The organism is Bacillus sp. CECT 9360 (assembly GCF_918741275.1).
In the GTDB taxonomy this organism is placed as follows: Bacteria; Bacillota; Bacilli; order Bacillales; family DSM-1321; genus Peribacillus.
On the sequence record NZ_CAKKNA010000021.1, the window covers coordinates 17,031 to 31,480 of the forward strand.

At 41.4% G+C, this 14,450-nt stretch carries 14 protein-coding genes; all 14 read left to right on the forward strand.

The window, feature by feature from the left end; genetic code table 11:
- The first annotated feature begins 17 nt into the window (after positions 1-17).
- Positions 18-269, forward strand: coding sequence for a biofilm formation stimulator Veg (gene veg, locus LQ216_RS19075; RefSeq protein WP_230131134.1), 252 nt, complete (start codon positions 18-20; stop codon positions 267-269).
- A gap of 153 nt (positions 270-422) precedes the next feature.
- The gene (locus tag LQ216_RS19080) at positions 423-599 is read left to right on the forward strand and encodes a small, acid-soluble spore protein, alpha/beta type (protein WP_117308352.1); all 177 of its coding nucleotides are present in this window, start codon (positions 423-425) and stop codon (positions 597-599) included.
- A gap of 237 nt (positions 600-836) precedes the next feature.
- Positions 837-1,706: a 4-(cytidine 5'-diphospho)-2-C-methyl-D-erythritol kinase gene (gene ispE / locus LQ216_RS19085; RefSeq protein WP_230131135.1), complete on the forward strand. Its 870-nt coding sequence runs from the start codon at positions 837-839 to the stop codon at positions 1,704-1,706.
- Positions 1,707-1,768: 62 nt separating this feature from the next.
- Positions 1,769-2,584: a pur operon repressor gene (gene purR, locus LQ216_RS19090; protein ID WP_230131137.1), complete on the forward strand. Its 816-nt coding sequence runs from the start codon at positions 1,769-1,771 to the stop codon at positions 2,582-2,584.
- Positions 2,585-2,612: 28 nt separating this feature from the next.
- On the forward strand, positions 2,613-2,987 hold the full coding sequence (locus LQ216_RS19095) for a RidA family protein (RefSeq protein WP_230131138.1): 375 nt from the start codon (positions 2,613-2,615) through the stop codon (positions 2,985-2,987).
- A gap of 263 nt (positions 2,988-3,250) precedes the next feature.
- Positions 3,251-3,544 (forward strand): septation regulator SpoVG, encoded by a 294-nt coding sequence (gene spoVG, locus LQ216_RS19100; protein ID WP_230131140.1) that lies wholly within the window; start codon positions 3,251-3,253, stop codon positions 3,542-3,544.
- Between the two features lie 214 nt (positions 3,545-3,758).
- Complete coding sequence (glmU, locus tag LQ216_RS19105; protein WP_230131142.1) at positions 3,759-5,132, forward strand: bifunctional UDP-N-acetylglucosamine diphosphorylase/glucosamine-1-phosphate N-acetyltransferase GlmU; 1,374 nt, start codon at positions 3,759-3,761, stop codon at positions 5,130-5,132.
- 18 nt (positions 5,133-5,150) lie between these two features.
- Entirely contained in the window at positions 5,151-6,104 is a 954-nt protein-coding gene (locus LQ216_RS19110) for a ribose-phosphate diphosphokinase (RefSeq protein ID WP_230131143.1), read from the forward strand.
- A gap of 200 nt (positions 6,105-6,304) precedes the next feature.
- Positions 6,305-6,970 carry a 50S ribosomal protein L25/general stress protein Ctc gene (locus tag LQ216_RS19115; protein WP_230131145.1) on the forward strand — a complete coding sequence of 222 codons (666 nt, stop codon included), beginning with the start codon at positions 6,305-6,307 and terminating at the stop codon, positions 6,968-6,970.
- A 338-nt stretch (positions 6,971-7,308) separates the two neighbouring features.
- On the forward strand, positions 7,309-7,869 hold the full coding sequence (pth, locus tag LQ216_RS19120; protein WP_230131147.1) for an aminoacyl-tRNA hydrolase: 561 nt from the start codon (positions 7,309-7,311) through the stop codon (positions 7,867-7,869).
- A 90-nt stretch (positions 7,870-7,959) separates the two neighbouring features.
- The gene (locus LQ216_RS19125; protein WP_230131149.1) at positions 7,960-8,190 is read left to right on the forward strand and encodes an anti-sigma-F factor Fin family protein; all 231 of its coding nucleotides are present in this window, start codon (positions 7,960-7,962) and stop codon (positions 8,188-8,190) included.
- Between the two features lie 215 nt (positions 8,191-8,405).
- The gene (gene mfd, locus LQ216_RS19130) at positions 8,406-11,942 is read left to right on the forward strand and encodes a transcription-repair coupling factor (RefSeq protein WP_230131151.1); all 3,537 of its coding nucleotides are present in this window, start codon (positions 8,406-8,408) and stop codon (positions 11,940-11,942) included.
- Between the two features lie 182 nt (positions 11,943-12,124).
- Positions 12,125-12,661, forward strand: a complete 537-nt coding sequence (gene spoVT / locus LQ216_RS19135; RefSeq protein ID WP_230131153.1) for a stage V sporulation protein T — start codon at positions 12,125-12,127, stop codon at positions 12,659-12,661.
- 125 nt (positions 12,662-12,786) lie between these two features.
- Entirely contained in the window at positions 12,787-14,373 is a 1,587-nt protein-coding gene (locus LQ216_RS19140) for a polysaccharide biosynthesis protein (RefSeq protein WP_230131155.1), read from the forward strand.
- The last annotated feature ends 77 nt before the right edge of the window (positions 14,374-14,450 follow it).

Genomic DNA, 14,450 nt, shown 5'->3' on the forward strand with positions numbered 1-14,450 from the left:
CAGTGAGGTGGATCGAAATGCCAAAAACTTTAGCTGATATAAAAAAAGCACTGGACTCCAACCTAGGAAATCGATTGCTTTTAAAAGCGAACGGCGGAAGAAGAAAAACCATTGAACGTTTTGGGACGTTATCGGAAACTTATCCGTCTGTATTTGTTATTGAGCTCGACCAAGATGAGAACGCGTTTGAAAGAGTTTCATACAGCTATGCGGATGTATTAACGGAAACTGTAGAATTAACATTTTTGAATCAGCAGCAAGAGGTGTAAGTCTCTGCAAAGCAGTAAACTATGTTTGCTGCTTTTTAATTTGCCAAGAATACGTCTTTATTTCGAGACAAAAAAGGGTAAAAAAGGGGCAAATGAAAACATCGAAAGTAGACAAACTAATATTGTGTCAGCATGTGAAAGGGGTTGTTCTATTTGGGCAGAAGAAGAGGTATTATGTCAGATGAATTTAAAGAAGAACTGGCAAAAGAGCTCGGTTTTTACGATGTAGTCCAAAAAGAAGGCTGGGGAGGCATACGGGCGCGTGATGCTGGAAACATGGTGAGGCTTGCGATTGAAAAAGCGCAAACCCAAATGATGAACAAAAGCTAACGCTTTTAGCTCAGGTGAACTGGTTATCGATATAGTCAATTACTGCTCATGCTGATCACAATGCTTATATTTGGGCCAGATTCTTGTCTTTGCGCCACTGTCTATGGCGTATAAGAAGAGTCTGGTCCTTTTTCAATCCTTGGCTCATTTAAATTAAAAGGGAAAAACCTTTAGAATATATTCATATATGGTAAAATAGTACAAGAACTTTTAAGAACGTTAAAGTAGGTGGACATATTGAAACTCATGGAAAAAGCACCGGCTAAAATAAATTTAGCGCTTGATGTGCTTTTTAAGAGGCCTGATGGATACCACGAAGTAGAAATGGTCATGACTACAGTGGATTTGGCAGATCGAATTGAACTCAGTGAGACAGGAAACGGAACCATTCAAATTATATCCCATAATCGCTTTGTTCCGGATGATAATCGAAATTTGGCTTATCAAGCAGCAGCTTTATTAAAGGAGCGCTATCAAATAAATAAAGGGGTTTCAATCGCGATTGAAAAAAACATTCCCGTTGCAGCCGGACTAGCAGGTGGCAGCAGTGATGCGGCTGCTACTTTAAGGGGGTTGAACCGGCTTTGGAGCCTTGGTTTGTCATTGGATGAACTGGCGGAAATCGGTGCGGAAATCGGATCGGATGTGTCATTTTGCGTATACGGCGGTACGGCCTTAGCAAAGGGCAGAGGGGAGAAAATTACGCATTTGCCAACTCCCCCAAAATGCTGGGTTATTCTTGCCAAGCCAACGATCGGTGTGTCAACTGCCGATGTTTATAAAAGGCTCAACCTGCAAGAGGCAGCTCATCCCAATGTGGAAGAAATGATATCAGCCATTAACAATAATGATTATGCCCAGCTTTGCGGGAACCTTGGCAATGTTCTTGAGCAAGTAACCCTTTCAGCCTATCCGGAAGTTGCCAATATCAAAGAGCAAATGAAGACGTTTGGTGCGGATGCAGTATTGATGAGCGGAAGCGGTCCGACAGTTTTCGGCTTAGTGGAGCATGATTCAAGAATGCAGCGGATTTATAACGGATTACGCGGGTTTTGTCATCAAGTTTATGCTGTGAGGATGCTTGGAGATCTAAATGAACTTGAATAATCACGTACAATAATGATATATTAGCTTTAATCATTCGGGTTTCAACAAAAGGAGGTGTAGCCATGAAATTTCGCCGCAGCGAGAGGCTTGTAGATATGACAAATTATTTATTGGAACATCCGGGTCAGCTCGTGTCGCTAACCTTATTCGCGGAAAGGTATAGCTCAGCTAAATCTTCCATCAGTGAAGATTTAACGATCATAAAAAAAACGTTCGAATCAAGAGGGATCGGAACACTTCAGACCGTTCCGGGTGCTGCAGGCGGTGTTAGATACGTAGTTAGCATTAATAAAGAAGAAGCGCTAAGCTTTGTTGACGAGATGTGCGGAATTATTACAAGTCCAGAGCGGCTTCTCCCGGGAGGCTATCTGTATATGACGGATATCCTGGGAAAACCTCAGATCGTAAATAAGGTAGGCAGAATCATTGCAGCTGCTTATGCATCCAAAAAAGTGGATGTCATTATGACGATGGCAACAAAGGGAATCCCGCTTGCTTACGCGGTCGCCAATCATTTGAACGTTCCTGTGGTAATTGTGAGAAGAGATAATAAAGTTACGGAAGGTTCCACTGTTTCAATCAATTACGTGTCCGGTTCATCAAAAAGGATTCAGACGATGGTTCTGTCCAAGCGAAGCCTTGCCGAAGGTTCAAATGTACTAATTGTCGATGATTTTATGAAAGCGGGCGGTACTGTCAATGGAATGGTCAGTCTTCTGGAGGAATTCAAAGCTGCTGTAGCGGGAATTGCCGTTTTAGTTGAATCTGAAAATACCGAAGAACGGCTGGTCGAACATTATTTATCATTGATTAAACTATCTGATGTAGGTGAAAAGGATAAGAAGATTAAGGTCAGCCACGGGAATTATTTCGACTGATCAGAAAATATAAAAGGAGGCTTATTTCATGAAATACGTACATACAAACGAGGCACCGGCTGCTATTGGGCCTTACTCGCAGGGGATTGTGGTGAATAATCTGCTTTACAGCTCGGGACAAATTCCGCTTACGGCTGATGGAGTAATGCTGACTGGAAATGTTAAAGAGCAGACACATCAGGTATTCGCAAACCTGAAAGCTGTCTTGAAAGAGGCGGGAGCCACGCTAGAGACAGTTGTCAAAGCAACGGTTTTTATTAAAAATATGGATGATTTCACTGAAGTAAATGAAGTATATGGAGAATATTTTTCAACACATAAACCAGCCAGATCTTGTGTAGAAGTAGCACGGCTCCCAAAAGATGCTCTGGTTGAGATCGAAGTGGTTGCGCTCGTTAAATAAAAAAGAGCGCTTTTTTGGCTGCCTAAGTGCATCTTACTGTGTTTTCATCTAAAAAAACTCGCCAATCGGCGAGTTTTTTTATCAATGAAGAAATATTTATTCAAAAAAATCCTATTCTTCATGATTAGAGGCTAGGAAAATACTGTCTATAAAGGATTGTTGTAATTTTTCAAAAAATTTTACAATTAATAGAAGGAGAATCTCATCTCTTTGTTGAATAAGTAGTTTACAGTTTTTATAATGTTCGAAAGGTGGTGAACAGAATGGAAGTGACTGACGTAAGATTACGCCGCGTAACTACTGATGGTCGAATGAGAGCGATTGCATCTATCACATTGGATAATGAATTCGTTGTTCATGATATCCGTGTCATTGACGGGAATAACGGCTTATTCGTAGCTATGCCGAGCAAACGCACTCCGGATGGGGAGTTCCGTGATATTGCTCATCCGATTAATTCTTCAACACGCGGGAAAATCCAGGATGCAGTTTTGGCAGAATACCACCGCTTGGGAGAATTAGAAGTAGTAGAATTAGAGGAAGCAGGAGCTTCTTAATACAAAAAGGTTTTATAGCATCAGGAGCCTACTTCCTAAGTAAGGCTCTTTTTATATATCTTTTACCCGGCATACCTCGATATAAACCTCTAATCCACATATATAATCCTTTTTTTTTTGACAAAAAATTGTACTTAGTGTTGTAACCTTGAAAACATTCGACTTTTACTATAGTATTTTTAATGGATAAAAAGGTGAAAATGGAGGCCTATTAATGAGTAATCGCTATGCAGTAATTTTAGCGGCAGGACAAGGTACCAGAATGAAATCAAAGCTTTACAAGGTTCTGCACCCTGTTTGCGGAAAACCAATGGTACAACATGTGATTGACCAAGTCAATGAACTTACTATAGAACAAACTGTAACAATCATCGGGCATGGTGCTGAACTAGTTAAAGAACAGCTTGGAGATGCAAGTCGATATGCTTTGCAAGAACAGCAATTAGGCACAGCACATGCAGTTATGCAAGCGGAAGGTTTATTGGCAGACAAGGAAGGGACCACATTGGTCATTTGCGGAGACACTCCCCTTATCAAAGCCGAGACAATGGCCGCGCTTATCAAGCAACATGAAGAAATGAACGCGAAAGCAAGTGTCTTGACTGCCACAACCGAAAATCCGGCTGGCTATGGCAGGGTAATCCGCAGTAACGAAGGCCTGGTTGAGAAAATTGTTGAGCATAAAGATGCTTCAGACGCTGAAAGACAAATAGAAGAAATCAATACAGGAACATATTGTTTTGACAATAAAGCACTATTTCAAGCTTTAAAGAAGGTATCGAATGAAAACGTTCAGGGAGAGTATTATCTGCCTGATGTGATTGAGATATTGAAATCACAAGGTGAAACTGTTACTGCGTTTCAAACGGATGACTTTGAAGAAACACTTGGGGTAAACGACCGCGTCGCTCTTTCGCAGGCTGAACAAATTTTAAAAAGACGCTTAAATGAATATCATATGAAAAATGGCGTGTCGATCATCGATCCTAATAACACGTATATAGAAGCTGATGTGATGATTGGGCAAGATACGGTTATTTATCCAGGAACGATGATTAAAGCGAACAGCCAAATTGGTGAGGATTGCATCATTGGACCTAATTCGGAAATTAAAGATTGTGAGATTGGCAACCGGACAGTGATTAGACAATCTGTCGCTCATGAGAGCAAAATCGGATCTGATGTAAGCATTGGGCCATTTGCGCACATACGTCCAAAATCCGAATTGCTTGATGAAGTGAAAATTGGAAACTTTGTCGAGATTAAGAAGACGATCTTCGGTAAAGGAAGCAAAGCCTCTCATTTAAGTTACATTGGAGACGCAGAAGTTGGAAATGATGTGAATATTGGCTGCGGCTCAATTACCGTCAATTATGACGGAGTGAATAAGCATTTAACTAAGATTGAAGATGGCGTATTCATCGGATGCAATTCCAATTTAATCGCCCCCGTTACAGTAGGGAAGAACGCCTATGTGGCTGCCGGCTCTACGATTACTGAGGACGTTCCGGGTGAGGCTTTGTCGATAGCTCGCGCCCGTCAAGTGAATAAAGAAAACTATGTTCAACATTTAAATTTCAATAAATAATCCAGGTGGAGGTTCAGCATGTCGAATCAGTATTTAGATCCTAATTTAAAGGTCTTTTCTTTAAATTCCAATCTTGCTCTAGCAGAAGAAATAGCGAAATCAATCGGGGTAGAGCTTGGAAAGTGTTCAGTAACCCGTTTTAGCGATGGGGAAATCCAGATTAATATTGAAGAAAGCATCCGTGGCTGTGATGTGTTTGTTATTCAATCTACAAGCGCGCCTGTAAATGAACATATCATGGAATTATTAATTATGATTGATGCCCTTAAACGTGCATCCGCAAAAACCATTAACATTGTTATGCCCTATTACGGTTATGCCCGCCAGGACCGTAAAGCGCGTGCACGTGAGCCAATCACTGCTAAGCTGGTAGCGAACCTATTGGAAACAGCTGGTGCAACCCGCGTTATTACGCTGGACCTTCACGCCCCACAAATTCAAGGATTTTTCGATATCTTAATCGACCACATGATGGGGGTTCCGATTCTTGCTGATTATTTTAAGGCAAAAAGATTAAGCGATATTGTTATTGTTTCGCCGGATCATGGCGGTGTAACCCGAGCACGTAAAATGGCCGACCGCCTGAAAGCGCCAATTGCAATCATAGATAAACGCCGTCCGCGCCCAAATGTAGCGGAGGTTATGAATATCGTGGGTAACATTGAAGGGAAAACGGCCATTCTTATCGATGATATTATCGATACGGCCGGTACGATTACTCTGGCCGCAAATGCCTTGGTTGAAAACGGAGCTTTGGAAGTCTATGCATGCTGTACGCATCCAGTTCTTTCCGGCCCAGCTATTGAACGGATTCAAAATTCAAAAATTAAAGAGCTTGTTGTTACAAATACAATTGCTCTGTCTGAAGAAAAGAAAATTGAAAAAATTGTTGAGCTGTCAGTTGCGCCATTAATCGGGGAAGCAATTATCCGCGTTCACGAAGAGCAATCTGTCAGCACATTATTCGATTAATAGAAGGCTATGATATAACTTATCTAATGGAAAACAATCGGGCTTGCTCTGAACCAGCAAGCCTTTTTTAATTAGAGGAAATTAGTAGTTTTATTATCAAAGTTTTCCAAGAAGGTGTTTTGTTTCTCTTTAATTAGGGTATAATTAATAATTAGAGATGTAGAAATATGTCGAATTTCGAATTTGAAAGGGGAAATACCATGAGTAGTGCACTTGCAGCAAAAGAACGTTCGAATACTAATAAGCGCGGGTCTTTTTTAACAGAGCTAAGAGGAAATGGAGAATTTCCTGCTGTCATTTATGGAAATAAGAACGATAGTACTGCCATCTCTGTAAACAGTGCAGACTTTCTAAAGACGATGAAAAAAGTTGGCCGGAATGGGATCATCTCGTTGGATGTGAATGGAAAAGCCTATAATGTCATGCTTACTGATTATCAAAAAGACCCATTAAAAAATGAAATTTTTCATGCAGACTTTTTAATCGTCGATTTATCAACTGAAATGAATGCACAAGTAAGAATAAACCTTGTCGGCGATTCAGCGGGCGTCAAAGATGGCGGAGTTATGCAACAATCTCTCCATGAGCTTTCTGTAACGGCTAAACCGCAAGAAATTCCTGAAGCAATTGAGGTAGATATTACTGAATTGCAAGTAGGGCAAGTGATCACGATTGGTGAAATTAAAAAGAATTATAAGATAAGCATCAATCATGAAGACGAGGAAGTAATTGCTTCTGTCCTTGCTCCAAGACAAGAAGAAGAAATCAATACCGGCGAGCAGCAGGATGGAGGAGTCCCTGAAAACGAAGAGGGACGTGAAACACCCGCTTCTCCCAAATCAGAATCAGACGAAGAAACGAAATAATATGGTACAATAGGCGTAACCTAATCGGGTTACGCCTTTTCGCTGTTAAGGAAGTCTAACACTGAATAGGTGCAACTGCACCTAATTTCTGCCTTCTGAGGCTCGCCAACCGGCGAGTTTTCTTTAAAGAAAAAGAAAGTATAAGTTTTTTAATTTTGACTATGTCTAGCTAAGGCGTACAAGACGTGACTTGCGCCGACGATGACATAAGGACGTGGTGTCTTAGTCGGCCAGCACCCAACCTCGACGTAAGCTTTCGCTTTTCTTATATGGGTCTTGAGCCGCTTGTTTTGAAATGGAAAAAAGAGTAGGATTTTTGGAAAGACGGAGTGTGGACAATGAAGATTTTTGTTGGTTTAGGAAACCCGGGAAAACAATATGAACATACGAGGCATAACATCGGCTTTGATGTAATTGATGAGTTATCAAAAAAATGGGCTATACCCCTAGATCAAGCAAAGCATAAAGGAATCTACGGAATTGGCTCAGTGAACGGTGAAAAAATACTGCTGCTTAAACCGTTGACGTATATGAATCTCTCGGGTGAATCAATCGCAGCCGTTATGAACTTTTTCAAAGCGGAGCTAGAAGATATCGTTGTTTTATATGATGATTTAGATTTGCCAGTTGGAAGAATCCGTCTGCGTCAAAAAGGCAGTGCCGGCGGACATAATGGAATTAAATCTACAATCGCCCATCTTGGCACCCAGGAATTTAACCGGATACGTATTGGCATCGGTCGTCCTATCGGAAGAATTCCGGTGATTGATTATGTGCTGGGCCGCTTTATGAAGGAAGACTGGGAAACGATGAGTAAAGTCATTGAAAAATGTGCGGAAGCTTGCGAAGATTGGACAAAGAAACCATTTTTACAAGTAATGAATGAACATAATCAATAAAGCTTAAATGATAAGTGAATATTCCCATGAATAAGACTCCCCTATTTCGGTTTATACTAAAAATATTAAGCGCGAATAGGGGGTTAAGGAATGGCTCTCCATTATCATTGCAGGCATTGTGGTACAAAGATTGGAACGCTCCAGAAACAAACACTGAATACAGAGCAATTAGGATTTAATCACCTTAATAATGAAGATCGGCAAGACATGATTGTGTATGATTCTGCTGGAGACATCCATGTGAAAGCGATATGTGAAGACTGCCACGAATCATTGCAAAGAAATCCCGATTTACACCAAAATGATTATATAATCCATTAAACGAAGGAAGCTTTGGTAAAACCAAAGCGTTTTTTCCGTTTGGCAGATGGAATAGTATAACTATCTGCATAAGTGCAACTAACTACGCCTTTGTTTTCGCCTAAAAGGCTCGCCAGTCGGCGAGTTTTCTTTATTTGAGTTTAATGGTAATGAAAAGGTCACGACGTTAAGGCGTGAAAGATTACGTGACCTGTTAAGTGAGAGGAGGTACAGACATGGATGGATTGAAAAGCTTGTTTTCAAGACAAGATGATGTGCAGTCAGTGATCACAGGCATTGATGAAGGACTGAGAGAACAACTGGTGGCCGGACTATCCGGTTCCTCGAGGTCGATGCTCATTGCATCGGTATATGAAGAAACAAATAGGCCTATCTTATTAGTTACACACAATCTTTTACAGGCTCAAAAGTTTCATGAGGACTTATCCGGCTTGTTGCCTGAAGAGGAATTATATATATATCCAGCTAACGAGCTTATTGCCGCAGAGCTGAGCGTAGCGAGTCCAGAACTCCGGGCTCAGCGCATCGAGGCTTTGAATTACTGGTCCAGTGGAGTAAAGGGGATTGTTATTGTACCGATTTCAGGGCTTCGTAAACTGCTGCCGCCAAAGGATGTTTGGAAAAACCACCAATCCTTCTTTAAAGTTGGTGATGACCTTGATTTGGAAGAGACCCTGAATACGTTTATATCAATGGGGTATCAAAGAACAGAAATGGTTTCGACCCCGGGTGAATTTAGCGTAAGAGGCGGCATTATTGATGTATATCCAATAACAGAAAACAATCCGGTTCGAATCGAGTTATTTGACACAGAAATAGATTCAATCAGAACCTTTTCCATTGAAGATCAGCGTTCCGTCAAAAAGCTTTCAACCGTTCTTATTGGTCCGATGACAGAAGCCTTGCTGGAACCAAGACATGTTGAAAGCATTATTCATAACCTTGAAAAAGGGCTTGCTAAAAGTTTAAAGAAATTAAAGGATGAAAAAGCAAAGGAGCTAATGGTTCAAACGATCGGTTACGAATTGGAGCAGCTCCAGAACGGGTCCGTGCCCGATCAAATATCTAAATACTTAGGACTTGCTTATGAAAAACCGGCTAGTTTAATAGATTACCTGCCGGCAAACGGGGTTGTCATACTAGATGAAATCAGCCGGATTCAAGAGATGAGCGAATCACTCGAAACAGAAGAAGCAGAGTGGCATACCGATCTTCTGAGTGAGGGACGGATTATTCACGATATCCAATTATCCAATAAGCTGCCGGAACTAATTGTGGGATCCAGCCGACCGTTTGTATATTTATCCTTGTTTTTACGGCATGTACCGCATACCAATCCGCAGAATATCTTGAATTTGACATCCAAGCAGATGCAGAACTTTCATGGACAGATGCATGTGTTCAAATCTGAGGTCGAGCGTTGGAAAAAAGGCAAATTTGCCGTTGTTATCCTCGGTCCTGATGAAGAAAGAGTGAAAAAGCTGAACAGGGTGTTAGATGACTATGAAATAGAAGCGGCAGCGCTTGATGAAGAAAGCAGCGGGATCCTTCCAGGTAAAATCCAAATCCTTAAAGGGAATTTAAATAATGGTTTCGAGTTGCCCATGCAAAAACTCGCGGTGATTACAGAACAGGAATTATTTAATAAGAGGACGAAAAAGTCGATCCGAAGGCAAAAACTCTCCAATGCAGAGAGAATAAAAAGCTATTCGGAGCTTAAGGTCGGGGACTATGTGGTTCATGTCAATCATGGGATTGGCAAGTACCTTGGAATTGAGACGCTTAGCATTAATAATGTCCATAAAGATTATCTTCAAATTCGTTATCAGGGTGACGATAAATTGTACGTCCCTGTTGACCAAATCGATCTCGTTCAAAAATATGTAGGATCTGAGGGGAAAGAACCGAAGCTATATAAAATGGGCGGCAGTGAGTGGAAACGGGTTAAAAGCAAGGTCCAATCATCTGTCGAAGATATTGCCGACGATCTGATCAAATTATATGCGGAGCGTGAAGCAGCAAAAGGTTATGCCTTTTCTCCAGACGTCGATATGCAAAGAGAATTTGAAGTGGCTTTTGCTTATAATGAAACAGAAGATCAATTACGCTCCATCAATGAAATAAAAAAAGACATGGAACGCGAGCGACCGATGGATCGCCTTCTTTGTGGTGATGTGGGCTACGGTAAGACGGAAGTGGCCATTAGGGCGGCCTTTAAGGCAATTATGGATGGCAAGCAAGTCGCCTTTTTGGTCCCGACAACCATTTTGGCGCAACAGCATTATGAAACGTTAAGGGAGAGATTCCAGGACTTCCCGATAACCATTGGGCTTTTGAGCCGTTTTCGCTCTAAAAAGCAACAGACGGAAACGACTAAGGGACTAAAGGCTGGCACGGTGGATATTGTTGTAGGGACTCACAGGCTTTTGTCCAAGGACATTCAATATCGCGATCTCGGCTTGCTGATTATAGATGAAGAACAGCGGTTTGGAGTGACCCATAAGGAAAAAATAAAAAAGCTGAAAACAAATGTGGATGTTTTAACTTTAACGGCAACGCCGATTCCGCGAACACTCCATATGTCGATGCTTGGAGTAAGAGATTTATCTGTGATCGAAACCCCTCCGGAGAATCGCTTTCCGGTGCAAACATATGTTATGGAATATAACGGCGGACTGGTAAGAGAAGCAATTGAAAGAGAACTAGCGCGAGACGGACAGGTTTACTTTCTATATAACAGGGTAGAAGATATAGCAAGAAAAGCAGAAGAAATTTCCATGTTAGTGCCGGATGCGCGTGTGGCCTTTGCCCATGGGCAAATGACCGAGCAAGAGCTGGAATCTGTTATGTTTGGTTTTCTGGATGGGGAATACGATGTCTTAGTCAGCACTACGATTATCGAAACCGGTGTAGATATTCCAAATGTGAATACACTAATCGTGCATGAAGCGGATAGAATGGGGCTTTCCCAGCTTTATCAACTTCGTGGACGGGTGGGCCGTTCCAATCGTGTTGCCTATGCCTACTTTACTTACCGGAAGGACAAAGTCCTTACGGAAGTGGCTGAAAAAAGGCTTCAGTCGATAAAGGAATTCACCGAGTTAGGTTCAGGATTCAAAATCGCGATGCGCGACTTGACGATTCGTGGGGCGGGAAATTTGTTGGGAGCACAGCAACATGGATTTATCGATTCTGTGGGCTTTGACCTATACTCACAAATGCTGAAAGAAGCAGTGGAAGTCCGGAAGAACGATAAACCTATAGATAAAGGCACACAACTTGAAATCGACCTGGATGTAGATGCCTACATCCCAGACTCTTATATTTCCGACGGGCATCAAAAAATTGAGATATACAAAAGGTTCAGGGGAGTTGCGTCTCTTGAAGAACTCGAGGAATTACAGGCAGAAATGCTTGACCGTTTTGGAGAATATCCGGATGAAGTTACCTATTTATTAATGATTGCAGAGACGAAAATCTTTGCTATTCAGGCAGGAATTGAAAGCGTTAAACAGGCAAAACAGGATATCTCGATTCTTATCTCGGAAAAAGAAAGCAGCGCGATTGATGGACAGAAGATTGTTCAATTAGGTTCAAAGTATGGGCGTATGGTCGGTTTTGGTATGGAAGCTGGAAGAATGAAGCTTGTATTGCACACAAAAGACACAGAAGCAGAAAAGTGGCTTCATGTACTGAATGAGCTTGTAAAAGGTCTACAGCACGTAAAACTTGAGAATCAAACAACAGCATAAACGTTTTGATCATATTGGGTCTTATTTGCTTTTGTCTGCCTTTGATGGGAAGAACACCAAAAGAAAGAAAAATCCAATCAAAATGTATAGAACTTTCCATATGAAAAAATACTAAGTGCAAGCATGGTAATGGTGAAATCGTCACCCAAAAAATCAATGAGATGAAAGTGAGGCAACACAAGATGAAAGCAACTGGTATTGTTCGCCGAATTGATGATTTAGGTAGAGTGGTTATTCCTAAAGAAATCCGCAGAACCCTTCGTATCCGAGAAGGAGATCCATTAGAGATTTTTGTTGACAGGGATGGAGAAGTAATCCTGAAAAAATATTCTCCTATCAGTGAATTAGGTGATTTCGCAAAAGAGTATGCAGAAGCTTTATATGATAGCCTTGGCAGTCCCGTGTTAATTTGTGATCGTGATACCTATATCACGATGGCAGGAGGTTCCAAAAAAGATTACCTCAATAAAAGTATTAGTGAGTTAGTGGAAAAATCGATGGAAGATCGTCATTCTTTGCTCGAAACCCAAAAAGGGAGCATTGCCTTTGTCGATGGAAACGAAGAGGATGTTCAATCCTATACAATCGGACCGATCATTGCGAACGGAGACCCAATTGGAGCGGTCGTCATTTATTCTAAAGAAGCAACGGTCGGCGAGGTTGAGCAAAAAGCAGTTGAAACGGCAGCAGGATTTTTGGCAAGACAAATGGAATCATAAAGAAAAAAGACGGGCCTCGTGGGGGCCTGGCTTACATACGATTAATAATGAGAGGCAGCGCCAGGCTGCCTCTCGTGTTATGTTATAATACAAACACAACATAAGAGTCAGGAAGGGGAAAGTTAATGGCTGAGAAGCCTGAACATCTATCAAAAAAGCTGTTTGAGGGAGCTTTACTCTTAACATTTGCAGCTATATTCATCAAAGTCCTCAGTGCGGCCTACAGAATTCCTTATCAGAATATCACTGGTGATATCGGTTTTTATATATATCAACAGGTATACCCTTTTTATGGTATTGCTGTTGCTTTTTCTACCTTTGGTTTTCCGATGATCATTTCAAAGTTAATTGCCGAAAGACATTCTTCGAGATTAACGATTAAAGAAATCATGTTTACTTCCTTTGTTATCCTGAGTCTGGTTGGCTTATTGCTTTTTGGGGGCTTATATTTTGGAGCAGTCTTTATTGCAGGGCAAATGAGGGATCCGGAACTTGCCGATCTTATCCGGATTATAGCCTTTTCCTTTTTGCTCATGCCTTTTATCTCGGTAGTAAGGGGCTATTATCAAGGATTTCATAATATGCTTCCAACAGCTGCTTCCCAAATTTTTGAGCAGGTCGTGAGAATAAGTACCATTCTCGTGTTTTCATTTGTGTTGATTCAGCAAGGATATTCATTGTATGTCGTTGGTGCAGGTGCGGCATTTGGTTCAATAGCCGGCGGAGTGACAGCCGTGCTTGTACTTGTATCATTTGTATGGCTACGAAAAGACTGGAAAAAAGTGCAGCAGTCCAGGGTGCGAGCAAAGACTTTTCCCGCGATTACCAAGATTTTGTTATGGCAAGGTCTTTCCTTTTGTATCGCAAGTTTAATTCTGGTTTTTATACAGCTAGTTGATTCGATGAATTTGTACATGCTTTTAAGAAAAGGCGGCTTAGGGGAAATCGCGGCCAAGGAATGGAAAGGTGTGTACGATCGCGGGCAGCCGCTTATTCAGCTTGGAACTGTTGTTTCCAATTCCATTGCTTTGTCACTTGTCCCATTGCTTTCAGGCTTTGTGCAGCAAAAGAGAAGAAGCGAAATGATTCCTATCATTAAAATGGCGCTTTTAATCAGCTTGACGATAGGGGCAGCCGCGGGTGTCGGCCTTTTTTGCATTATAGAGCCTGCAAATTATATGCTTTTTACAGACAATCAAGGAAGTGCCGAATTGGCGGTATTATCTGTTTCAATTATCTTTACGTCCGTGATCATGGCCGAAGCTTCGATATTGCAAAGCCTAGGACATAATCTTGAAACGATACTAATCGTTGTCACTGGCATCGTGGTAAAATGGCTATTAAATCTAGTGCTCGTTCCCCATTCCCTTATTATGGGGGCATCCTACGCTACGGTCATCTCATTTTTTGTAATGTCCCTCCTTTTTTTTGCTGTATTAAAAAAACATTTGAAACAGTCATTATTTGATAGACAGCAGCTGCTGATACTCCTTCAAGCCACTATTTTAATGGGCGTATTAGTGTGGGGCTTCAATCATGTCTTTGAGGATGAGGTTTCAAACAGAATACTGGCAGCTTTTCAAGCTTTGGGCGGAGTGTTATTAGGAGGATGTATATTTGTAGCGGTCATCCTTCGCAAAGGAATGTTTACTCGCCGTGAATTAGAAATGCTCCCGGTAGGAACCAAATTGGTTAAATTTCTTTATAGATAGGAATGTATAGACTTTCTTATCTGCATCAGGGCAACGACGCCTAATCTCCGCCTTTAAGTCTCGCCAATCGGTGGCCC

Bases quoted from the DNA above. Each gene is read 5' to 3' on its own strand.
- veg (WP_230131134.1), top strand. From the start codon at position 18: ATGCCAAAAACTTTAGCTGATATAAAAAAAGCACTGGACTCCAACCTA.
- purR (WP_230131137.1), top strand. From the start codon at position 1,769: ATGAAATTTCGCCGCAGCGAGAGGCTTGTAGATATGACAAATTATTTA.
- LQ216_RS19095 (WP_230131138.1), top strand. From the start codon at position 2,613: ATGAAATACGTACATACAAACGAGGCACCGGCTGCTATTGGGCCTTAC.
- spoVG (WP_230131140.1), top strand. From the start codon at position 3,251: ATGGAAGTGACTGACGTAAGATTACGCCGCGTAACTACTGATGGTCGA.
- glmU (WP_230131142.1), top strand. From the start codon at position 3,759: ATGAGTAATCGCTATGCAGTAATTTTAGCGGCAGGACAAGGTACCAGA.
- LQ216_RS19110 (WP_230131143.1), top strand. From the start codon at position 5,151: ATGTCGAATCAGTATTTAGATCCTAATTTAAAGGTCTTTTCTTTAAAT.
- LQ216_RS19115 (WP_230131145.1), top strand. From the start codon at position 6,305: ATGAGTAGTGCACTTGCAGCAAAAGAACGTTCGAATACTAATAAGCGC.
- pth (WP_230131147.1), top strand. From the start codon at position 7,309: ATGAAGATTTTTGTTGGTTTAGGAAACCCGGGAAAACAATATGAACAT.
- LQ216_RS19125 (WP_230131149.1), top strand. From the start codon at position 7,960: ATGGCTCTCCATTATCATTGCAGGCATTGTGGTACAAAGATTGGAACG.
- mfd (WP_230131151.1), top strand. From the start codon at position 8,406: ATGGATGGATTGAAAAGCTTGTTTTCAAGACAAGATGATGTGCAGTCA.
- spoVT (WP_230131153.1), top strand. From the start codon at position 12,125: ATGAAAGCAACTGGTATTGTTCGCCGAATTGATGATTTAGGTAGAGTG.
- LQ216_RS19140 (WP_230131155.1), top strand. From the start codon at position 12,787: ATGGCTGAGAAGCCTGAACATCTATCAAAAAAGCTGTTTGAGGGAGCT.